Raw genomic sequence first — 21,318 nt, forward strand, 5'->3', positions numbered from 1 at the left:
CGGGGGCAGGGGATGATCGACAAGCGGGACGCGGCGGCCGGGGACGGCCGGACCGATCGCCGTGACGTGCTGGCGGGGCTGCTGGCCCTTTCCGGCATGGGGACCGCCCTGGCGGGCGTATCGGGCGGCGCCGCGCGCGCCGACACCCCCGAGACGGGGTCCTGGCGACGRGCGGAGACGCCGCGGTTCGTGGTCCACGGCATCGTGGGTGAGGACGTGCTGCGCGACTACGCCGCCAAGCTCGAGGACTTCGACATGGTCCTGCGGTTCATGCACCGTCTGCCGGTCGACGCCGTGCCGCCGCGCAAGCTGGACGTCTATCTGGTGCGCGGCACGCCGGCCCTGCGGCGGGCCATGCCCGGCGCCGACGAGACCCTGCGCGGCTACTACACCGCCGGCGCCGGCGGCATCGCCTGCGTCGCCATCGTGGGCCGGGTCAAGGAGGTCGAGAACGACGACGTGATGCTGCACGAATACGTGCACCACTTCATGAAGCAGTACTTCAACTACGCCTACGCGCCGTGGCTGGTGGAGGGCTACGCCGAATACTTCATGACCACGGCGTTCGACGGCGACAGCATCGTGGTCGGCAAGTTCAACACCAACCGGGCCAGCTGGCTGATGCAGGGCCACTGGATGCCGCTGGACAAGCTGATCACCCAGCGCCCCCGGATCGGCGATCCGCAGTACGCCAACTACTATCCGCAGGCCTGGCTGCTGACCCACTACCTTATGAGCGATCCGGCCCGCTACGCCCAGCTCCAGGCCTATATGAAGGCGGTGGGCGAGGGGACGCCGTCGGTGCAGGCGATGGAGACCGCCACCGGCAAGAGCCTGGCCGACCTGACGAAGGACCTGCGCGACTATACGMGCACCAACCTGCCGGTCCGCGCCTTCACCCGCAAACGCGCCCGTCCGATCGAGGTGACGGTGACGTCGATGCCGGCCTCCGCCGACGACCTGCTGCTGGAGACGGTGCGGATGATCTCGCCGCGCGGCGACCTGGAGACGCGCAAGGCCTTCGCCGAGGACGTCGCCAAGCGCGCCGCCCGCTATCCCGACGACGGCCTGGCCCAGCGGGCCCTGGCGCGGGCCCGGCTGCAGGCCGACGACTTCGCCGCCGCCGACAGCGTGATCGACCGGCGGCTGGCCGCCGCGCCCGAGGACGTCGAGGCGCTTGAGCTGAAGGCCCGGATCCTGATGGAGACCGGCGACGCCGATCCGGCCCGCAAGGAGGCGCTGTACAAGCAGGCCCAGGGCGTGCTGGGCCGGGCGTTCAAGCTGGACGGCGCCCGCTACCAGATCCTGCTGGCCTACGCCCAGAGCCGCTCGCTGTCGCCGGGCTATCCCAGCGACAACGTGATGGAGGGCCTGCTGCTGGCCAACGAACTGGCGCCGCAGGTGTCCGAGGTCACCATCAGCGCGGTCCAGGCCCTGGCGATGCGGGGCGACTACCGGCGCGCGGTGGCGCTGCTCAAGCCCCTGGCCAACGACCCGCACAACGGCAGCGACTCGGCGCGGCAGCTGCTGGCGCGGCTGGAGGCCGAGGCCGCCAGGGCCGGGCCGCAGAAGGCGGCCGGGTAGGGCGCGGTCCCGGCCGGCGGTCAGGCGGACGCCGTCTCGTGGCGCATGGCCTCGGCGGCCAGCGCCACATGCTCCGGGATGCGCCCGCTGGCCTTGCGCCCGCTGGCCTTGCGCTCGCTGTAGCGGTCGACCAGGTAGTCGGCGCGGTCGCGGGTCAGCAGGGTGAACTTCACCAGCTCCTCCATCACGTCCACGACGCGCTCGTAGTAGCTGGAGGGCTTCATCCGGTCGTCCTCGTCGAACTCCTTGTAGGCCATGGCCACCGACGACTGGTTGGGGATGGTGATCATCCGCATCCAGCGGCCCAGCAGGCGCAGGGTGTTGACCGCGTTGAACGACTGCGAGCCGCCGCTGACCTGCATCACCGCCAGGGTCTTGCCCTGGGTCGGGCGGATGCTGCCGATCTCCAGCGGGATCCAGTCGATCTGGGCCTTCATGATCCCGCTGATGGCGCCGTGCCGCTCGGGGCTGCACCAGACCTGGCCCTCCGACCACTGCGACAGCGCCCGAAGCTCCTGGACCTTGGGGTGGTCCGGCGTCGTGGCGTCGGGCAGCGGCAGGTCGCGCGGGTCGAAGACGCGGGTCTCGCAGCCCAGCGCCTGGAGGATGCGGGCGGCCTCCTCGACCAGCAGGCGGCTGAACGACCGCGCCCGCAGCGACCCGTAGAGCAGCAGGATGCGCGGCGGATGGGTGGACGGCGCGGCGGTCTCGAGCCGGTCCTGATCCACCCGGGCCAGGAACTTCGGGTCGAGGGCGGGGAAAGGGCTCACGGGCGTCTCCATATGCGTCCTTGAACTGTCAGATATTTCCAGCATATTGGAAATATGGAATCGAAGCCCGCTGTCAACATGCTGTCCGCCCTCGGCCACGAGGGGCGCCTGGCGATCTTCCGCCTGCTGGTGAAGGCCGGTCCCGACGGGATCGCGGCGGGCGACATCGCCCGGACGCTGGACGTCCTGCCCAACAGCCTGTCGGCCAATCTCAACGTCCTGTCGCACGCGGGCCTGATCATCTCGCGGCGCGAGGGGCGGTCGATCATCTATTCGGCGGACTACGGCGCCATGAGCGGCCTGCTGGGCTTCCTGATGGAGGACTGCTGCAACGGCGCGCCGGAGATCTGCGCGCCGCTGGGCTCGATCCTCGCCCGGGTGAAGGATTGCGGCCCGGCCTGCGCGCCCGGGGCCAGTTGCTAGCCATGCGGTTCAGCGTCTCGCGTCGCCTGGTCGCCGAAGGCCTCGGCTCGGCCCTGCTGCTGGCGGTGGTGATCGGCTCGGGGATCATGGGCCAGCGCCTGGCCGGCGGGAACGTCGCCATCGCCCTGCTGGGCAACACCCTGGCCACCGGCGCGGCGCTGGTGGTGCTGATCTGGGTGTTCGGACCGATCTCCGGCGCCCACTTCAACCCGGCGGTGACCCTGGTGGCGGCCCTGCGGCGGGACCTGCCGTGGCGCCTGGCCCTGGCCTATACGCCGGCCCAGGTCGCCGGCGCGGTGCTGGGCGTCTGGGCGGCCCACGCCATGTTCGGCGAGCCGATCCTGCAGGTCTCGACCAAGCTGCGCGACGGCGGCGCCCAAGCTTTCGCCGAGGTCGTGGCGACCTTCGGCCTCGTCGCCGCCATCCTCGGCACGGCGCGGTTCCGGCCCGAGAGCACGGCCATGGCCGTCGGCCTCTACATCACCGCCGCCTACTGGTTCACCGCCTCGACCTCGTTCGCCAACCCGGCGGTGACCCTGGCCCGAAGCCTGTCGGACACCTTCGCCGGGATCGCGCCGTCCAGCGCCCCCGCCTTCATCCTCGCCCAGTTCGTCGGCGCCCTGCTCGCGGCGGGCGTCTTCGGCTGGCTCCTCAAGCCGGAAACCACCMCATGACCGACGCCGACTTCCCCATCGTCATCTTCCACAACCCGGCCTGCGGGACCTCGCGCAACACCGTCGCCATGGTCCAGGCGGCCGGCTATGCGCCCCAGGTGGTCGAATACCTCCAGGCCGGCTGGACCCACGACCAGCTCCGCGACCTGGCGGACAGGGCCGGCCTGACGGTCCGTCAGCTGATGCGGGAGAAGGGGACGCCGGCGGATGAGCTGGGGCTGCTGGCCGAGGGCGTGACCGAGGCGCGCCTCCTGGACGCCATGGTCGAGCATCCGATCCTGGTGAACCGGCCCATCGTCGTGACGCCGAAGGGGGTGAAGCTGTGCCGGCCGTCGGAGGTCGTGCTGGACCTGCTGGACCGCAGGCCCGAGAGCTTCACCAAGGAGGACGGCGAGGTCGTGAAGCTCTAGGCCGCCGCCTCGGCGTCGCCGTCTTCGTCCTCGTCGCCCAGCAGGGCCGACAGCACCACGGCCAGGCGTTCGGGCTTGATGGGCTTTTCGACCACGTCCTGCATGCCGGCGGCGATGTAGGTGGCCACGTCATTGGGATCGGCGTTGGCGGTCAGGGCGACGATCGGCGCCTGGCCGGCCCGGCCGGGCAGTTCGCGGATGGCGCGGGTGGCGGTGACGCCGTCCATGCGCGGCATCTTGATGTCCATCAGGATCAGGTCGAAGCGGCCCGACTTGGCGGCCTCGACGGCCTCGACGCCGTCGGCCACCTGTTCGGACGTGCAGTCGAACATCTCGCACAGCGCCTCGGCGACCATGCGGTTGGTGGCGTTGTCGTCGACGATCAGGATGTGGGCCGAGCGGGCGTCCAGCACCGGCTCGTCGTCGTGCTGGTCGGCGAGGGTCGCTTCCGGGACGGCCACGGCGAACTGCAGGGTCAGGCCGGCGCCCATGTTGGCCTCGGCCCGCAGCGGGCCGCCCATGGCGCGGGTCAGGCCGTGGGCCAGGGCCATGCCCACGCCCAGGGCCAGCTCGTTGCTGTCCTCGATGCTGCCCGCGCCCAGCGGGGCCAGGACGCGCGCCAGGCGGGTCTCGGCCGCGCCGGGGGCGTTGTCGCGCACGCGGCCTTCCAGCAGCAGGCCGTTCTCGACGGGATGGGCCTTGAGGCTGGCCTCGATGACGCCGCGGCCGCTGGCCAGGGCGCTCTCGATCAGGGCGTCGAACACCTGCAGCACGCGGTCGGCGTCGATCAGGGCTGCGGCGTCGGGCGGGCCGTCATAGGAGAACAGCAGGGTCGAGCCGCCCTCGGCGGCGCGCGGCGCCCAGCGGGCCTCGACGGCGTCGCTGAGGTCGCGCAGCAGGGCGGGGGCGGGCGACAGGGTCAGGCCGCCGGTCGCGGCGCGGCGCAGGTCCATCGCCCGGCCCAGCACCTGGCTCATGTCGCGGCTGGTGTCGCCGATGGCGCGGACATAGGCGGCGGCGTCGGGCGTCAGGCGCGACTGCTCCAGCCGCTCGGTGAAGGCCAGGACGCCGTCCAGGTGATGGCCGATGTCGTGGGCCATGCGCTCGACCAGGGCCATGGCCTCGTCGGCCTCGCGCTGGCGGCGGCGGTGGGAGGTGAGCAGCGAGTCCAGCCCGCCGACGCCGACATAGTCGCCGGCCTCGTCGACGGCGACATAGGCGCTGCGGAAGATCGGGGTGACGCTCTGGGCCAGGCGGTCGACGAAGTCGGCGGCGGTCACGCCGGCGGCGACGGCGCGCGGCTCGCGGTCCATGACCTCTGAAACGGGACGGTCGGCCAGGGCGGGGGCGACGGCCATCTGGCCCAGGAACACGTCGCGATAGACCAGGCCCACGGGCTTGCCGTCCGCCACGACCGGGATGGCGGCGGCGCGTGGATCGGCGTGGAGCATCGCCACGACCTCGACGCACGGGGTCGCGGGGTCGATCGGGGCTCGGCGGTCGATAAGGCGGGCGAGCGTGTCCATGCGGCCGTTTGGCGGAACGTCTTTGGGACCTCACCTTCGCCTGTTGGCGTTGCGGAGTCGTAAATGGTCAGAGTTTTTGGGGATTTGAGGCGGGCGGAAAACCGGGACACGCGTCGATCGCGCTAGGGACTTCACCCCATGGCGAGCGGGGCGCCGCGCTGGCTAGCTCGCCGGCGAGTTCGACAGCGTCCCAGGAGCCCGCCATGGCCGACGACGCCKACCGCTCGCGTCTGCCCCTTCCCGAGCCGCCCTTCCAGGGGGTGATCGGCCAGACCTATCTCGACTCCAAGGAGGACTGGCCCAAGGTGCCCAAGCCGCCCGAGGGCGCGCCCAACGTCATCGTCATCCTGCTGGACGACGTGGGCTTCGGCCAGGTCAGCACCTTCGGCGGGCCGGTGCCGACCCCGGCCCTGGACAAGCTGGCGGCGCGCGGCCTGCGCTACAACCGCTTCCACACCACGGCGATCTGCGGGCCGTCGCGCGCGGCCCTGATCACCGGCCGCAACCACCACAACTGCGGCGTGGGCTTCCTGTCGGAATGGGCGACGGGTTTCCCCAGCTACAACAACATGATCCCCAAGAGCACGGCGACGGTCGCCTCGGTGCTGCGCGGCAACGGCTACGCCACCTCGTGGTTCGGCAAGAACCACAACACGCCCGACTGGGAGAGCAGCGTCGCCGGACCCTTCGACCGCTGGCCCACGGGCCTGGGCTTCGACTATTTCTACGGCTTCATCGGCGGCGAGACGCACCAGTACTATCCGGTGCTGTTCGAGAACACCGTCGCGGTCGAACCCCACAAGTCGCCCGAAGAGGGCTACCACTTCATGGAGGACATGACCGACCGGGCCATCAACTGGATGCGCTACAGCAAGGCCGTGGCCCCGCAGAAGCCGGTCTTCCTCTATTTCGCCCCCGGCGCCGCCCACGCCCCGCACCATGCGCCCAAGGCCTGGCGCGAGAAGTTCGCCGGCCAGTTCGACGCCGGGTGGGACGCGGTGCGCGAGGCCACCTATCGCCGGCAGCTGGAGGCCGGGGTGATCCCGCCCGACACCCAGCTGACCCCGCGTCCCGACTGGGTGAAACCCTGGGACAGCCTCTCGGCCGACGAGCACAAGCTGTACGCCCGGTTCATGGAAAACTTCGCCGGCTATCTGGCCTATGCCGACAGCGAATGCGGCCGGCTGATCGAGGCGGTCGAGGCCCTGCCGGACGCCGACAACACCCTGATCCTCTACATCGTGGGCGACAACGGCGCGAGCTCGGAGGGCGGCTTCACCGGCACGGTCAACGAGATCATGAATCTCAACGGGATACCCTCCAAGCTCGAGGACAACCTGGCCAAGCTGGACGAGATCGGCGGCCCCGAGACCGAGCCGCACTATCCCCTGGGCTGGGCCTGGGCCGGCAACGCGCCGTTCCAGTGGGTCAAGCAGGTGGCCTCGCACCTGGGCGGTTCGCGCAATCCGATGGTCGCGGCCTGGCCGGCCAGGATCACCGACCACGGCGGGGTGCGCGACCAGTTCACCCACCTGATCGACATCATGCCCACCATCCTGGACGTGGCCGGCATCCCCGCGCCGGCCTTCGTCGACGGCGTCGAGCAGAAGCCCCTGGACGGGGTGCCGATCACCTCGACCTTCGCCGATCCCAAGGCCCGGCCGGTGCGCGAGCGCCAATATTTCGAGGTCTTCACCAACCGGGCGATCTACGACAAGGGCTGGATCGCCTGCGCCCAGCACACCCTGCCGTGGCGCCAGGACCTGGCCCCCGGCCACTGGGAGAACGACCGCTGGGAGCTCTACCACCTGGACGAGGACTTCTCGGAAGCCAAGGACCTGGCCGCCGTCCATCCCGACAAGCTGGCCGAGCTGAAGGCGGTGTTCGACGAGGAGGCCCGCAAGAACAACGTCTATCCGTTCGACGATCGCGGCTCGGGGCGACTGGCCACGCCCAAGCCGTCGCCGGGCGGGGCGGACCCGAACCGCACCCACTTCACCTACTACGCCGGGGCCTCGCGCCTGGCCGAGACGGCCTCGCCCAACACCAAGAACCGTTCGCACCGGATCACCGCCGAGATCGAGATGCCGGAAAAGGGCGGGGAGGGGATCATCCTGGCGGCCGGCGGCGCCTCGGCCGGCTACGCCCTTTACGTCCAGGACGGCAAGCTGGTCTATCACTACAACTGGTTCGAGCGGGAGCGCACGGACCTGGTCTCCGCCATTCCCGTCCCGCCCGGCCGCAGCACGGTCTCGATGGAGTTCGCCTATGACGGCGGCGGCCTGGGCAAGGGCGGCGAGGCGGTGATCGGCATCGACGGCAAGGAGGTCGGGCGGGCGCGGATCGAGAACACCGTCGCCGGCCGCTTCGGCATCGACACCTTCGGGGTGGGCTCCGACACCGGCTCGCCGGTGGGCAAGAGCTACAAGACCCCGTTCCGTTTCACCGGCAAGGTGCTGCGCGTCGACGTCGTGCTGGGCCCGCGCGACCTGTCGCCCGAGGACGAGGCCAAGCTGCACCGCATGCACACCGCCTTCGCCGACAGCCACGAATAGTCCCCGGTCTCCCCCGACTTCAGGCGGTCACGCGGCGACGCGGGCCGCCTGTTCTTTCGGCAGGATGGCGGGCGTCGCGCGAAACCCGGCGTGGAGCGCTCGACGAAATTCCCTTCATACGGGTGTCATGGTCTCGACGCCACCATCGGGCGTGGCCGCGTTACGCGGTCGCTTGCCTGAACCCCGGATCGAGGACCAACCGATGCCGCAATCCACCAAGCTGAAGCTGACGGTCTACCAGCCCGAGATCATGGCCGGTCCCGATGAGCAGGTCGGCTTCGAATACGACCTGACCCTGGTCGTGCCCGACGACCTGGCCGCCAAGGCGGCGACGGGGGACCCGGCCCAGGCCTCGACGGCGCGATGCGAGGTGGTGCCGGTGAGCGGCACGCTGGAGTTCCCCAACCCGGCCGCGCCGGTCATCTCGCCGTTCACCGGCGTGCTGTTCATCTATGACAACGCCCCGCTGATCGGCTTCCCGCTGACCGTCATCGCCAGCGGCGTGGGCGACCTGCTGCCGTTCAACATGAACCTCTGCTTCCCGGCCTCGCCGCTCTACAGCTACAGCGGGGCCATCAAGTTCGGCGAGTGGCCGGGCCCGCTCAGCAACGTCACCGCCAGTTTCCTCTGCCCGCAGGACTGATCCAGGCGACAAAAAGGGCGGCGGATCGCCCCGCCGCCCTTCGTAGGGGGCTCCCGGGTCGCCCCGGGAGCGGTGTCTTCGACGTTCGGCCTAGAACCGCTTGGTCAGGGCCACGCCGTAGGTGCGGGGCTCCAGCGTGATCAGGTTGGTGAACAGGCCCGAGCTGTCGTCGGTGGTGTAGGCGTCGGTGATCGGCGTGTCGTTGCCGATGTTCTTGACGTAGGCGTCGATGCGGAAGCCCCACTCCGGCTTCTCGATCTTCAGCGTGACGTTGGCGTTCTCCCACGACTTCAGGCGGTCGTAGGCGGTGTTGTAGACCCGGGCGTACTGTTCGCCCTGGTAGTAGTAGTCGCCACGCAGGGTGGCCGACCAGCCGCCCGAGAAGTCCCAGGTGTACTGGGCGCCGACCGAGGCGGTCCAATGCGGCGAGTTGGGCAGCTCGTTGCCCGACAGGTCCGCGGCCTTGCCCTCGATCGAGTAGCCCGAGCCGTAGTTGAACATCGCGTTGCTGATCGCGTTCGCGAAGACCAGCGGCACGCCGCGGCTCTGCAGGAAGGCGGTGTAGAAGGCCTTGCCGCCGCAGGCGAAGGGCACGGTGGCGCCCAGGGCCGGGTTGACGGTCAGGGCCGTGGCGATGCCCGCGCTGGCCACCACGCAGTTGGAGCCGACGGCCACGCCCGGGATGCTGGGGCCGGCCTTGACCACCTGGTACAGCGGGTTGGTCTGGGTGCGGTCCATGGTGTCGATCGACGACACGCCGTCGGCGATCTTGGTGTGCAGATAGCCGAGGTTGGCGTTGATGCGCAGGTTGTGGACCGGCGACCAGACCGACTCCAGCTCCAGGCCGTAGACCGTGGCGTCGATGTTCTCGTTGACCGAGGTGCGGCTGACGATCTTGGAGATCTGGTAGCCCTGGTAGTCGTAGTAGAAGCCGGTGGCGTTCAGCTGCAGGCTGCCGCCCAGCAGGGTGTTCTTCGACCCCACTTCGAAGGCGTTGACGAATTCCGGCGCGAACGTCGGCTTGACCGCCGAGCCGACCGCCGCCGGCGGGTTCGAGCCGCCGCCCTTGTAGCCCTTCGAGTAGAAGGCATAGAGCAGGTTGTCGTCGCTGAGCTTGTAGTCGAAGCCGAAGCGGCCGGTCAGCTCGTTGAAGACCGACTTCTCCTGCGGGTTGGTGGTGCTCTGCTTGAGGCCGATGCCCGGCGCCAGCAGCACGGTGTCGTAGACGTCCAGGCGCTTGTCGTCGTGCGTGCGGCGCAGGCCCAGGGTGAACTTCAGCTTCTCGTTGGCCTGCCAGTACAGCTCGCCGAAGATGGCGTTCGACTTCAGATGATAGGGCGAGCGGTTGTCATAGTAGTTGTGGCCGCTGCCGTCCGGCGTGGCGTTGGTGTCGATGCCGATGCAGCTGTTGGGCAGGGTGACCGGGCTGCAGTTCGGGTTGCCGGTGTTCTGGAAGTTCAGCGCCAGGGCCGAAATGGTCAGCGAGTTGCCGATCACGTAGTAGTCGGTGGTGGTCTTGTAGTCGAAATAGATGCCGCCGACGTTGAAGTTCAGCGGGCCGTCGAAGTTCGACTGCAGACGGATTTCCTGGCTCCACTGCTTGGCGTTGCCCGAGGACACGTCCAGCGTGGTKAACTTGTTGGTGGTGCCCACCTGCGGGTCGGCGAAGAAGCCGCCCGGCGTGAAGGGCGTGTTGTTGAACGGAACCGTCGAGACGTTCCGATTGTAGTCCAGCTTCGTATAGACGTCGCCCTTGCTGTACGAGGTCAAGGACGTCAGCGTCAGCTGGTCGGTGAGGTCGTATTCCAGGTTGAACTGGAAGGTGTCGGACTTGGACTGGTAGATCGGGTCGAACAGCGTCTCGATCTCGCGCAGGTTCCGGCTGGTGGTGTCGCCGAGGTTGGCGTCGCCGCTGGTGAAGCCGACCAGGTTACCCAGCTCGCCCGTCAGGGTGCCCGAGGTGTTGACCGTGCCGTAGGCGCTGTCGCCGTACAGCGAGGCGGGCAGACAGCCCTGGGTCAGGAACGGACGGGCCGAACCGGTGGCCACGCCGCCGATGGTCGCCGGGCCCAGGTCCTTGGTGCAGAGCTGCTTGCCGACGCGGGCGCGGCTGTCGTCTTCCTTGAAGTGCTCCCACATGAAGTTGGTGCGCAGGGTCTCGATGGGATTGAACATCACCGAGACGCGGGTCGAGTACAGGTCGCGGTCGTCGACCTTGTGGTTGTTGTAGGTGTTGGTGACGTAGCCGTCGCGCTTGAGGTAGTTGCCGGCCACGCGGATGGCCAGCTTGTCGCCGGCGATCGGCATGTTGATCATGCCGCGCAGCTTCTGGGTGCTGTAGTTGCCCACCTCGCCGGTGATCTCGGCCTCGAAGGTGTCGGTCGGCTTGGCGGTGATGACGTTGACCAGGCCGCCGGTGGCGTTGCGGCCGTACAGCGTGCCTTGCGGGCCGCGCAGCACTTCGACGCGCTCCACGTCGAAGAACTCGGCGTCGAACAGGTTGCCCGACTGCATCGGGGCGTTGTTCAGGTGGACGCCGACGCCGGCGTCGGTCGAGACGCCGACGGCCTTGTTGCCGATGCCGCGGATCGCGAAGTTGAAGCTGTTGGTGAAGTTGCCCTTGGCGAAGGTGACGTTCGGGATCGCCTGTTGCAGGTTCGGACCGCCGTCGATCTTCTGGGCCTGCAGGCTGTCCTGGCTGAAGGCCGACACCGCGATCGGCACGTCCTGCAGCGCTTCTTCCTTCTTCTGGGCGGTGACGACCAGTTCCTCGAGCACGTTGCCGCCGCCTTGCTGGGCGGCCGGGGCCGGAGTGGTCTGAGCAAAGGCCGGAGCGGCGACGGCGGCCAGCACGGTCACGGACGCGCCCATGGCCAGCAGGCTCCGCATACGCAGAGATCGCGACATTCTATTCCCTCCCTGGACGTCGCGGCTCCTTATGGCGGGCCTGCGGACGTCTGTTGTTTCCTCGGCGCCGTACTTTTAAGCACTACGCGGGTGTACGGCGGACCCCTCGCAGCATAAGGGGATTGCATACTTGGCGTTTGAGGCTGTCAACCGGCCATAGGCTAAGTAATCATTGATAGGTTACGCGTTTTCACTTTACCCAGGGTCACATTAACCTTCGGGTATCGAAGTTTTCGCGGTTTTTAGAAAAGTCGGTCCGGCGGCTGACGTAACGTCAGTCGTGGCTTCAGGCCAGGAAACCTTGACGCGGCTTACCGACGCGCTTGGCCCATAGTGTCGCATTCGCGCCGAAGGTACAGCCCAAATATCAGCGTTCGAAACAAATGTTTCAGTCTGATGCGGGAGGCCCACACCAGTGGACCCCGTCCTCAGGGCATGCGAGCGGCGCAAACGCCGGAAAGCCGGCAAGGTCTTGCCGTGCCCGTCCGTCCCTTCTCAGGCGTGCCAACCGCCCGCGCCTCGTGTAGAGAGGCGCGATGTCCACCTCCCCCCAATCCCCGGCCGGCGCGTCCCGCGCGGAGGCCGCCCTGGTGCTGTTCTCCGGCGGCCAGGATTCCAGCGTCTGCCTGGCCTGGGCCCTGGAGCGCTACGCCCGGGTCGAGACCGTCGGCTTCGACTACGGCCAGCGCCACGTGATCGAGATGCAGGCCCGCCAGGCCGTGCGCGCCCAGATGGCCCAGCGCTTCCCGCATTGGGCGCAGCGCCTGGGCGAAGACCACGTGCTGGACCTGACCGGCTTCGGCGCCGTGGCCCAGTCGGCCCTGACCGCCGACGTCGCCATCGAGATGACCGAGCGCGGCCTGCCGTCCACCTTCGTGCCTGGGCGCAACCTGGTGTTCCTGATCTACGCCGCCGCCCTGGCCGACCGCCGGGGCCTGGGGGCGCTGGTCGGCGGCATGTGCGAGACCGACTTCTCGGGCTATCCCGACTGCCGCCGCGACACCCTGGACGCCATGCAGCAGGCCCTGAACCTGGGCATGGACCGCGACTTCGTCATCGAGACCCCGCTGATGAAGCTGACCAAGGCCGAGACCTGGGCCCTGGCCAAGACCCTGGGCGGCGAGGACCTGGTCGACCTGATCGTGGTCGAGAGCCACACCTGCTACCAAGGCGACCGCGGCGAGCTGCACGCCTGGGGCCACGGCTGCGGCGAATGCCCGGCCTGCGACCTGCGCCAGAAGGGGTACGAGGACTGGGACGGGGCGGGGCGCGAGGTCCTGTCCGCGTGACCTACTCCGTCAAAGAGATCTTCCTCACCCTGCAGGGCGAGGGCGGCCAGGCGGGCAAGGCGGCGGTGTTCTGCCGGTTCGCCGGCTGCAACCTGTGGACCGGCCGCGAGCAGGACCGCGCCAAGGCCGTCTGCACCTTCTGCGACACCGACTTCGTCGGGACCGACGGCGAGAACGGCGGCAAGTTCGCCACGCCCGACGCCCTGGTCGACGTGATCGAGGCCCAGTGGACCGGCGGGCCGGGCGACCGCCTGGTGGTCTGCACCGGCGGCGAGCCGCTGCTGCAGCTGGACGCGGCCCTGATCGCCGCCCTGCACGCCCGCGGCTTCATGATTGCGGTCGAGACCAACGGCACGGTCGAGGCGCCGGAGGGGATCGACTGGGTCTGCGTCAGCCCCAAGGCCGACGCCCCCGTCGTGCAGACCAAGGGCCAGGAGATCAAGCTGGTCTTCCCGCAGGAGAAGGCGCTTCCGGAACGCTTCGAGGGCCTGGATTTCGAGCGCTTCTACCTGCAGCCGATGGACGGTCCGGACCGCGACAGGAACACGCAATTGGCCGTCGCCTATTGCCTTTCGCACCCACAATGGCGTTTAAGCGTCCAGACGCACAAATATCTCGGCCTGCCCTGACGGATAAGGCGCTCGACTTGGTGACAGAGTCGACGCGCTAGAGCCTCCCAGGCCTGTCAAAAGAAGTACAGATGAAGCCCGTCTTCGAGATCACGAAGGCTGCGTTCTTCGACGCGGCCCATTACATCGAGCAAGGTCCGACGGACCATCGCTACCGCAAGCTGCACGGCCACTCGTTCCGGGTGGAGGCCAGCGTGAAGGGCGAGATTCAGGACGCCGGCTGGGTGGCCGACCTGGAGAGCCTGGACGTCGCCCTGAAGGCCGTCGCCTCGGAGCTGGACCACGGCCTGCTCAACGACCGCCCCGGCCTGGAAAGCCCGACGCTGGAGCGCATCTGCCTCTATTTCGCCGAGCGCCTGAAGCCGCAGTTCCCGGGCCTGTCGCGCGTGGTGCTGTCGCGCCCGACGATCGGCGAAAGCTGCGCGTTGAATCTATAGGGGATTCACCCCCCGCCCTCCCGCGTAAACGGCCGAATTCGCAAACCGTTCGCAACATGGTTTGTTGAAGCCCTCAAAGCTTGAACGGAGCGTTTCGGCATGGACGGGCGGGACGCCGCCGGGGCCTGGGACGGGATCGACGTGCTCAACGCGCACGTCGCCGTGCTGGACGCGACCGGCCGGGTGATCGAGGTCAACAACAGCTGGCGGCGGTTCGGCCGCCAGAACGATGCGACCTCCGACTATGTGGGCTTCAACTACCTGGAGGTCTGCCGCAACGCCGCCGCCCGGGGCGACCGGACGGCCGGGCGCGCCGAGCGGGGGCTGGCCGCCTTGCTGGGCGGGCGCGCCGAGCGGTTCAGCCTGGCCTATCACTGCGCCGCGCGGACCTTCCGGCTGCGGGCCAGGAGGATCAGCCATCCGACGGCCCGGGTCCTGATCGCCCACGAGGACCTGACCGCCCTGCTGGTCGCGCGGCGCGAGCGCAACCGGGCCCGGACCCGGCTGGCGACGGTCCGGCGGGAGCACGCCGAGGTGGTGGCGGGTCTCTACGAGGAGGTGGGGCAGAGCCTGGCGGCGATCACCCTGGCGGCCCAGGTCCTGGACCGGGCGCCCGCCAACAGCTCGGCGGTGACCACCATCCGCATGGCCGTCGACGAGGCCCGGCGCGAGCTGAGGCTGTTGCGCTACAAGGTCGAGCAGACCGTTTCGTATCCGGCCTGACGCTGGAAGCCCGGTCCTCCGCCCGGCCGTCGGAAAACGCCGCTCTTCCAACCCGCGCCCCCGTGCCCTATCTCTGCCTCGCCGATGACGCCGGGGAAGGCCGACGATGCTCTACATGCTGCTCTGCTACAACAACGAGACCGAGGTCCTGGGCTGGACCAAGGAACAGGACGACGCCGTCATGGGCCGCCTCGCCGTCATCCACGACCGGCTGATGGCCGAGGGCAAGATGGGTCCGTCGGGCCGGCTGAACGGCACCACCAGCGCCAAGACCCTGGTCAAGACCGAGCCCGCCTTCGTGGTCGACGGGCCCTATGCCGAGACCAAGGAGCAGTTCCTGGGCTTCTACACGCTGGACGTCGCCGACATGGACGAGGCCCTGGCCGTCGCCCGCGAACTGGGCGTGGCCAATCCCGGCGGCGCCTACGAGGTGCGGCCGATGCGGCTGTACCTGCCGGGCGCGATCGCGGCGGAGTGAGCTTGAATCCCTCTCCCAGAGGGAGAGGGAGGGGCCCGCCGCGAAGCGGTGGGAGGGTGAGGGGTTACGCGCCCTGCCGGCGCGCCGGCGAAGTCCGTAACCCCTCACCCCGACCCTCTCCCTATGGGAGAGGGAGTTAGATCAACCCTCCCGCTGGGCCTTCTTCCATTCCTTGAATTCGCGCTTTTCGCGGTCCTTCTTGCTTTCGCCGGGGATCACCGCCTTGCCGGCGCCGACCGCCACCTTGGCGGTGGTCCCGACCACGGCCCCGGTCGCGCCGACGACCGCGCCTCCGGCGGCGACGGCCAGGCAGCCCTGGCTCGCGACCGCGACGGCCAGCAGGGTCAGGGCGAGGGGCAGGCGACGCGGGAACACGGAACGCGGCATGGGGGGGCAAGCTCACTGGAGACTGGGCGAGCTTTCTAGCCCGGGGCGAGGCCAGGGTCGCCGCGTCCGATGGCCGCTGGAGGAATCCCTCTCTCTTTGAGAGAGGGAGGGGCCCGCCGCGAAGCGGTGGGAGGGTGAGTGGTTACACTCTCTCAGGACCAGACTCCGACGGGGACGCCCTATTGGCTATGTGCGGCGGCGGAGGCTGAACTCCGTCAGGAACTTGAGCGCCTCGGATTTGCCGGCAGGCGGTGAAACCACTCACCCTCCCACCGCCTGCGGCGGCGGGCCCCTCCCTCTCTCAAAGAGAGAGGGTAAAAAAGGGCTGGCCCGCTCAATACGTCACGTCCTCCACCCCCGGATCGCCCTGGCGGCGGTACGGCCCGGTGAAGGCCGGGTCCTGGCGGCGGCGGCGGTCGGGGCCGAAATAGTCGGTGCAGCGGATGAACTGGCGGGGATGCTCGATCAGCAGGTTGATGCGGTGGATCACCCCGCGCGCCGTCACCGGCTTGGCCAGGAACTCGTTGACCCCGGCGTCGCGCGCCTCGGCCACGCGACGCATCGTGGAGTGGCCGGTGATCATGATGACCGGGGTGAACGGACCCGGGCTGTCGGGCGAATTGCGCAGCAGGTTGACGAAGTCGATGCCGTCCAGCGGGCCCATGGTCAGGTCGGTCATGACCAGGTCCATCTCGATGTCGCGCATCAGCTGCAGGGCCTCGGCCCCGTCCAGCGCCTCGAAGATCTGCCGCACGCCCAGCGCTCGCAGGATCTCGGTCAGCAGCATGCGCATGTGCTGATTGTCGTCGACCAGAAGGATCTTCAGCAGATCGAAGCGCACGCGCCCCCCGGCTCGCTCGAAATGACGCGTCCCCCGACGCGTCGTTATGGTGTGGACGTTACGAGCCCGAAATAATCGGTCAATGGGTGATTTACCTGAATGCTCAAGCTTTTCCGGAAAACATCGGTTTCCGAAATGCGTCGGCGATTCAGTTCTTTGTCGATCGCGACGCGGCGTCCGGGCCTGAGTCTTGCGGCTGATATTCAGAATATTGTTAACGCCAGGTCGTGCTTGATTACCCTTTGTCAACGAAAAAAATTTGAACGAGTCGCGGTGCGAAGAGTTCTCAGGGGTGGAGGATATTGTTTCCCATGCCGTCCCGCGACGAACTCATCAAGCGCGAAGCCTTGGAGCTCTGGCGCCAGACGCATGAGGGGCCCCCGCCCGAAGTCGGGGGCGGCGAATTGCTTGAGATCATCTGTCGAGATCTTGACGTGCAAGACTACGACCGGGTCCGATCGCCCTTCCTCCGCCCCACGATGATCCTGCGGCCCGAAGAGTGGCCGGAGGCGCAGAAGGGGTAGGGGCCCGAAGTCCCCACAACGGTCTCCCAACCTCGTCGTCATTCCCGCCCTTGTGGCGGGAATGACGGCCGAAAAGACGGTGATCTGAAAGCCGGTTCCTAACCCCGCCGCCCGTCCACGCCCGGGACGAACGCCCCGCCGCCGGTCTGGCCGCGATGGCGCAGGAAGGCGTCGGCTAGGACGCAGGCGGTCATGGCCTCGACCACCGGCACGCCGCGGATGCCCACGCACGGATCGTGGCGGCCCTTGGTGCGCAGGTCGATCTCGGCGCCGGCCTCGTTGACCGTCTCGCGCGGGATCAGGATCGACGACGTCGGCTTGAAGGCCACGCGCGCCACCACCGGCTGGCCGGTCGACAGGCCGCCCAGCACGCCGCCGGCGTGGTTGCTCAGGAACACCGGGCCGTCATTGCCCATCCGCATCTGGTCGGCGTTCTCCTCGCCGGTCAGGGCGGCGCTGTCGAAGCCTTCGCCGATCTCCACGCCCTTGGCGGCGTTGATCGACATCAGGGCCGCGGCCAGTTCGGCGTCCAGCTTGCCGTACAGCGGCGCGCCCCAGCCGGCCGGCACGCCCACAGCCTCGACCTCGACGACGGCGCCGGTCGACGAGCCGGCCTTGCGGATGGTCTCCAGGTGCTCTTCCCACACGGGGATGATCGCCGCGTCGGGCGACCAGTAGGGGTTCTGTTCGACCTGGTCCCAGTCCCAGTTGTTCCGGTCGATCTTGTGCGGGCCGATCTGCACCAGGGCCGCGCGCACGGTGACGCCCGGAATCACCAGCCGCGCCACCGCGCCCGCCGCCACCCGCGCCGCGGTCTCGCGCGCCGAGCTGCGCCCGCCGCCGCGATAGTCGCGCACGCCGTACTTGGCGAAATAGGGATAGTCGGCGTGGCCCGGGCGGAAGGCTTGGGCGATCTCGCCATAGTCCTTGGACCGCTGGTCGGTGTTCTCGATCATCAGGCTGATCGGCGTGCCGGTGGTGCGCAGGCCGTCGGTGCGCTCGTCCTCGAACACCCCCGACAGGATGCGCACGGCGTCCGGCTCCTGGCGCTGGGTCACGAACTTGCCCTGGCCGGGACGGCGCTTGTCGAGGAAGGCCTGGATGGCCTCGGCGCTGATGGCGATCCCGGGCGGGACGCCGTCGACCACGCAGCCCAGGGCGGGCCCGTGGCTTTCGCCCCAGGTGGTGACGCGGAACAGGTGGCCGAAGGTGTTGTGCGACATGGGGGCGGGTTTAGCGGAAAGGGGCGGGCGCTGCAAAAGCGGCAAGTTTCTCCCGCCCGGAGCCCCGATGCCTGGAAGACTTTGGGGCCGGCCCGCCCCTAGCCCTCCAAGCCGTACCGCTTGGCGCGCTCGGCGACGCGCGGATTGATCGACAGGGCCAGGGCGTGGTCGGCGTCGGCCTTCTGGCCGTTGCCCGCCCGGCGCTCGGCGACGGCGCGCATGTACAGCATCCAGGCGTTGCGCGGTTGGATCGCCAGGGCCGCGTCGTAGTCGGCCAGGGCCTTGTCCAGCTCGCCGCGCCGCAGCCGCACCAGGGCGCGGCTGTCCAGATACTCGGCCGAGCCGGGCCGCAGCCGCAGGGCCGCGTCGCAATCGCTCAGGGCCAGGTTCAGGTCGCGGTTCATCAGGGCCCGCGTCCAGCAGCGGCCGTTGAAGGCCTCGACCCGCTTGGCGTCGTCGGGGTGGGCCTTGATCCAGAGGTCGTAATTGGCCAGGGCGGCGTCGAGGCGGTCGACCTGCTCGTTCAGGTGCGCCAGGCGCAGGCGCGTGTCCGAGGACGGCGCCAGGGCCTTGTCCGCCGCGTCCAGGTCCTCGGCGAGGTTGGGCGAGCGGTTCTGCACGCGCATCTGGGCCCGGGTCATGCGGGCGTCGATATTGGCCGGATCCAGGGTCAGCGCCTTGTCCAGGTCGGCGAGCGCCAGCTGGGGCTGGTACAGGGCCAGGCGCGCCATGGCCCGCTGAACCAGGTAGCGCGCCTCGGTCGGGGCCAGGGCGATGGCCTTGTCGAAGTCGGCGATGGCGGCCGCGGTCTGGCCCCGGGAGGCGGCGACCGCGCCGCGCTGGCTGAAGCCGGCCGCGTCGGTGGGCTCGGCGCTCTTGTCGGTCAGGTCGATCGCCTGGCCGGACCCGTCCACCGCCCCGCCCTTCAGCGCCAGCCCGAAGGCCGGACCGCCCTCGTAGGTCATGTAGAGGCGGTGGTGCTGGTTATCGACCAGCAGGCGATGGCTCAGGAAGAAGTCCATGCCGATGATCATGTCGAACGAGTCCTGCGACTGGTCGAGGATCGACAGGGTGGGGCGCTTGATGATCTCGCCGCCGATGTCGATCGTCTCCAGGCGCGCGCGCCACACCCGGACCTCCTTGCGGCCCACGCCGTGGGCGAAGCCGTCGGCGTCGGCGTCGTCGGGCTTCAGCCCCAGGCGGCGGGCGCCGTACGACAGCAGCGTCGAGCTGGGCGCGCCGGTGTCGAACAGCGCCTTCAGCGTCACGCCGTTGACGGTGATCTGGCCGATGCTGCGCTTGTCGTGGTCGTTGGGCAGCAGCTTGACGACGCTGTACGGGCGCTCGACGGCCCAATAGGCCAGGTCGACGTTCTTGCAGCCCTCGATCTTCATCAGCCGGACGGCGCCGTGCGGCAGGTCGTACTCGACGTCCTCCAGGCCCAGGACGTTCTGGCCGATGATGCCGGCGAAGCCGGTCTCGCCGCCGCCGACGGCGAATTCGACGTTGTGCACGTCCTGGCCGGCGATGGTGAAGACCTTGGCCGTGGTGGCGCTCAGCGAGGTCTCGCCGCCTACGCCGGTCAGGCGCGCATTGGGACCCAGGCTGCGGACGGACAGGCCGAACTGCTGGGCGTTGGCGGCCGAGATGGTGCTGTGGAAGGCCCCGCTGTCGAGCAGGAAGCGGTCGGTGCGGCCGTTGATGCCGGCGGTCATGGTGGGCCGCCGGCCGATCATGGTCACGGGGATGTCGGCGAACTTGCCGGCCTTGCAGTCGGCCGCCGCCAGGACGGGCGCGGGCGCCATGAGGCCGCCCAGCAGCACGAGAAGACACGCCCGTCGAAACATCGAAACGCCCCCGAATACAATCTACGGCGGCATAGGGGACGATCGCGCGCGTCCAGGCAAGGCCTAGCTTCGGCGCTTGGCCGCGTCCGCCAGATAGTCCTCCAGATTGGTCCAGCCGTCGCCGTTCCGATCCAGCGCCCCGTCGGCCTTCTTCGGGTCCAGGCCGTGGGCCTTCTCCCAGGCGTCGGGCATGCCGTCGCCGTCGGTGTCGACCGCCGCCTTGCCCTGCGGCAGCACGGGCCAGCCGCCGACCTGGGCCTGGCTGTCGATCTGCTTGCCGGTCTTGTCGCGCACCCCGGCCACGATCCGCGCGTCGACGCTGTCGCGGAACACGCTGGCCCCGGCGTCCTTCAGCACGCGCTCGTAGGCCGTGGCCGCCGGATCGGCCGCCACCGGCGCCACGTCGATCGGTCCGGACTGGCGCCAGCCGTCGGCCTGCAGCCCGCTGACCAGGCTCCAGGGATCGGCCGGGACCGCGCCGTTCATGCTGTTGCCGGCGAACCAGGCCTTGGCCAGGGTGTTGCTCTCGTTGAAGGCGATGGGCTTTTCGCTGTCGGGGCCCATGACATAGGCGTTGTCGATGAAGCTGTAGGCCGCCAGGGCCGCCTTGTCGGCGTCGTAGCCGGCGTGGCCCTTGCCCCAGTTATAGAAGACGTTGGAGCGGAACTCGAAGAACGCCCCGACCGGGTCCTTGTCGGGCCCGTCGTAGTTGCCGGGGCGCGGCATGCGGGCCAGGTGGTTGGCCCACAGATTGTGGTGGAAGCTGATCCTCGAGCCCTGGCCGCCGCGGATCAGGCTGCCGTAGCCGTGGTCGCCCTTGGCGTGGATCGAGTGGCGCAGGCTCTCGGCGATGATCGACCACTGGACTGTCAGGTCGAAGAATCCCTGGCCTGGATTGTCGTAGCGGGCGCTGGCCGACAGGGTCTCGTCCACCGACCAGCTGGCCGAGACGTGGTCCAGGATGATCCGGCGGCCGGAATTGATCCAGATCGCGTCGCCCTCGGTCTTGCTCTCGTCGCCCAGGCGCGAGCGGATGAAGCGGATGACCACGTCGTCGGCGGCCACCACCAGGGTGTGGTCGCGCAGGGTGATCCCGCCGCCGGGGGCGGTCTGGCCGGCGAGGGTGATGCGCGGCTCGGTGATCTTCAGCTCGCTCTTCAGCGGGATCGTGCCGGCGACGTCGAACACCACGGTGCGCGGGCCCTTGGCCTCGACGGCGGCGCGCAGGCTGCCGGGGCCGGAGTCCTCGAGGTTGGTGACCCTGATCACCGCCCCGCCGCGCCCGCCCGCCGACAGCCGTCCCGCGCCCTCGGCCCCCGGGAAGGCCACGACCTCGCGCGGCGCCGCGTGGGCGGCGACGGTCGCGGTCAGGGCCAGGACGGCGGCCAGAGCGGTTCGGATCATCTGTCGTTTCCCCTCTTGAACCGCTCATCCCGGCGAATGCCGGG

20 protein-coding genes and 1 pseudogene are annotated in these 21,318 nt (G+C 69.2%); 12 read left to right on the forward strand and 9 right to left on the reverse strand.

Annotation, left to right across the window (positions count from 1 at the left end):
- Positions 1 to 12 precede the first annotated feature (12 nt).
- On the forward strand, positions 13 to 1,584 hold the full coding sequence (locus tag AC1U89_RS18465) for a tetratricopeptide repeat protein (protein WP_479901113.1): 1,572 nt from the start codon (positions 13 to 15) through the stop codon (positions 1,582 to 1,584).
- 20 nt (positions 1,585 to 1,604) lie between these two features.
- Here the strand turns inward: AC1U89_RS18465 and arsH are convergent, their stop codons facing one another.
- Positions 1,605 to 2,354: an arsenical resistance protein ArsH gene (arsH, locus tag AC1U89_RS18470; RefSeq protein ID WP_479901114.1), complete on the reverse strand. Its 750-nt coding sequence runs from the start codon at positions 2,352 to 2,354 to the stop codon at positions 1,605 to 1,607.
- Between the two features lie 54 nt (positions 2,355 to 2,408).
- On the opposite strand from arsH, the gene AC1U89_RS18475 reads away from it, so the two are divergent.
- From AC1U89_RS18475 to arsC, 3 genes are read left to right on the forward strand one after another with little or no spacing between them, the layout of a single operon-like run.
- Positions 2,409 to 2,777, forward strand: a complete 369-nt coding sequence (locus AC1U89_RS18475; protein WP_479901115.1) for an ArsR/SmtB family transcription factor — start codon at positions 2,409 to 2,411, stop codon at positions 2,775 to 2,777.
- Positions 2,778 to 2,779: 2 nt separating this feature from the next.
- On the forward strand, positions 2,780 to 3,451 hold the full coding sequence (locus tag AC1U89_RS18480; protein ID WP_479901116.1) for an MIP/aquaporin family protein: 672 nt from the start codon (positions 2,780 to 2,782) through the stop codon (positions 3,449 to 3,451).
- Positions 3,448 to 3,861, forward strand: coding sequence for an arsenate reductase (glutaredoxin) (gene arsC / locus AC1U89_RS18485; protein WP_479901117.1), 414 nt, complete (start codon positions 3,448 to 3,450; stop codon positions 3,859 to 3,861). The genes AC1U89_RS18480 and arsC overlap by 4 nt, the downstream gene beginning before the upstream one ends.
- Here arsC and AC1U89_RS18490 read toward each other — a convergent pair.
- The gene (locus AC1U89_RS18490) at positions 3,858 to 5,387 is read right to left on the reverse strand and encodes a response regulator (RefSeq protein ID WP_479901118.1); all 1,530 of its coding nucleotides are present in this window, start codon (positions 5,385 to 5,387) and stop codon (positions 3,858 to 3,860) included. The two genes, arsC and AC1U89_RS18490, sit on opposite strands and share 4 nt — an antisense overlap.
- Positions 5,388 to 5,590: 203 nt before the next feature.
- Between AC1U89_RS18490 and AC1U89_RS18495 the strand changes: the two genes are divergently transcribed.
- Positions 5,591 to 7,942 carry an arylsulfatase gene (locus AC1U89_RS18495; RefSeq protein ID WP_479901119.1) on the forward strand — a complete coding sequence of 784 codons (2,352 nt, stop codon included), beginning with the start codon at positions 5,591 to 5,593 and terminating at the stop codon, positions 7,940 to 7,942.
- A 202-nt stretch (positions 7,943 to 8,144) separates the two neighbouring features.
- Positions 8,145 to 8,585: a hypothetical protein gene (locus AC1U89_RS18500; protein ID WP_479901120.1), complete on the forward strand. Its 441-nt coding sequence runs from the start codon at positions 8,145 to 8,147 to the stop codon at positions 8,583 to 8,585.
- A 90-nt stretch (positions 8,586 to 8,675) separates the two neighbouring features.
- Here AC1U89_RS18500 and AC1U89_RS18505 read toward each other — a convergent pair whose 3' ends face one another.
- Positions 8,676 to 11,492, reverse strand: a complete 2,817-nt coding sequence (locus tag AC1U89_RS18505) for a TonB-dependent receptor (RefSeq protein WP_479901121.1) — start codon at positions 11,490 to 11,492, stop codon at positions 8,676 to 8,678.
- Positions 11,493 to 12,028: 536 nt separating this feature from the next.
- On the opposite strand from AC1U89_RS18505, the gene queC reads away from it, so the two are divergent.
- The 5 genes from queC (at position 12,029) to AC1U89_RS18530 (ending at position 15,048) form a co-directional block, all read left to right on the forward strand.
- Positions 12,029 to 12,781 carry a 7-cyano-7-deazaguanine synthase QueC gene (queC, locus tag AC1U89_RS18510; RefSeq protein ID WP_479901122.1) on the forward strand — a complete coding sequence of 251 codons (753 nt, stop codon included), beginning with the start codon at positions 12,029 to 12,031 and terminating at the stop codon, positions 12,779 to 12,781.
- Positions 12,778 to 13,410, forward strand: a complete 633-nt coding sequence (gene queE / locus AC1U89_RS18515) for a 7-carboxy-7-deazaguanine synthase (RefSeq protein WP_479901123.1) — start codon at positions 12,778 to 12,780, stop codon at positions 13,408 to 13,410. The genes queC and queE overlap by 4 nt, the downstream gene beginning before the upstream one ends.
- A 71-nt stretch (positions 13,411 to 13,481) precedes the next feature.
- Entirely contained in the window at positions 13,482 to 13,847 is a 366-nt protein-coding gene (locus tag AC1U89_RS18520) for a 6-pyruvoyl trahydropterin synthase family protein (protein WP_479901124.1), read from the forward strand.
- A gap of 99 nt (positions 13,848 to 13,946) precedes the next feature.
- Entirely contained in the window at positions 13,947 to 14,570 is a 624-nt protein-coding gene (locus AC1U89_RS18525; RefSeq protein WP_479901125.1) for a hypothetical protein, read from the forward strand.
- 106 nt (positions 14,571 to 14,676) lie between these two features.
- Entirely contained in the window at positions 14,677 to 15,048 is a 372-nt protein-coding gene (locus AC1U89_RS18530) for a YciI family protein (protein ID WP_479901126.1), read from the forward strand.
- Positions 15,049 to 15,053: 5 nt separating this feature from the next.
- On the opposite strand, the pseudogene AC1U89_RS18535 reads toward AC1U89_RS18530, so the two are convergent.
- From AC1U89_RS18535 to AC1U89_RS18545, 3 genes and pseudogenes are all read right to left on the reverse strand, one after another.
- A pseudogene (locus tag AC1U89_RS18535) lies at positions 15,054 to 15,156 on the reverse strand (hypothetical protein); the annotation flags it as partial.
- Positions 15,157 to 15,189: 33 nt separating this feature from the next.
- On the reverse strand, positions 15,190 to 15,435 hold the full coding sequence (locus AC1U89_RS18540; RefSeq protein WP_479901127.1) for a hypothetical protein: 246 nt from the start codon (positions 15,433 to 15,435) through the stop codon (positions 15,190 to 15,192).
- Between the two features lie 334 nt (positions 15,436 to 15,769).
- The gene (locus AC1U89_RS18545) at positions 15,770 to 16,276 is read right to left on the reverse strand and encodes a response regulator (RefSeq protein ID WP_479901128.1); all 507 of its coding nucleotides are present in this window, start codon (positions 16,274 to 16,276) and stop codon (positions 15,770 to 15,772) included.
- A gap of 311 nt (positions 16,277 to 16,587) precedes the next feature.
- Between AC1U89_RS18545 and AC1U89_RS18550 the strand changes: the two genes are divergently transcribed.
- The gene (locus AC1U89_RS18550) at positions 16,588 to 16,800 is read left to right on the forward strand and encodes a hypothetical protein (protein ID WP_479901129.1); all 213 of its coding nucleotides are present in this window, start codon (positions 16,588 to 16,590) and stop codon (positions 16,798 to 16,800) included.
- A gap of 98 nt (positions 16,801 to 16,898) precedes the next feature.
- Here AC1U89_RS18550 and aroC read toward each other — a convergent pair whose 3' ends face one another.
- The 3 genes from aroC to AC1U89_RS18565 form a co-directional block, all read right to left on the reverse strand.
- Entirely contained in the window at positions 16,899 to 18,023 is a 1,125-nt protein-coding gene (gene aroC, locus AC1U89_RS18555; protein WP_479901130.1) for a chorismate synthase, read from the reverse strand.
- Between the two features lie 98 nt (positions 18,024 to 18,121).
- Positions 18,122 to 19,870 (reverse strand): aspartyl protease family protein, encoded by a 1,749-nt coding sequence (locus tag AC1U89_RS18560; protein WP_479901131.1) that lies wholly within the window; start codon positions 19,868 to 19,870, stop codon positions 18,122 to 18,124.
- Positions 19,871 to 19,933: 63 nt separating this feature from the next.
- Positions 19,934 to 21,274, reverse strand: a complete 1,341-nt coding sequence (locus tag AC1U89_RS18565) for a pectate lyase (protein WP_479901132.1) — start codon at positions 21,272 to 21,274, stop codon at positions 19,934 to 19,936.
- Positions 21,275 to 21,318 lie beyond the last annotated feature (44 nt).

It is taken from the genome of Caulobacter sp. 05T431, assembly GCF_056665975.1.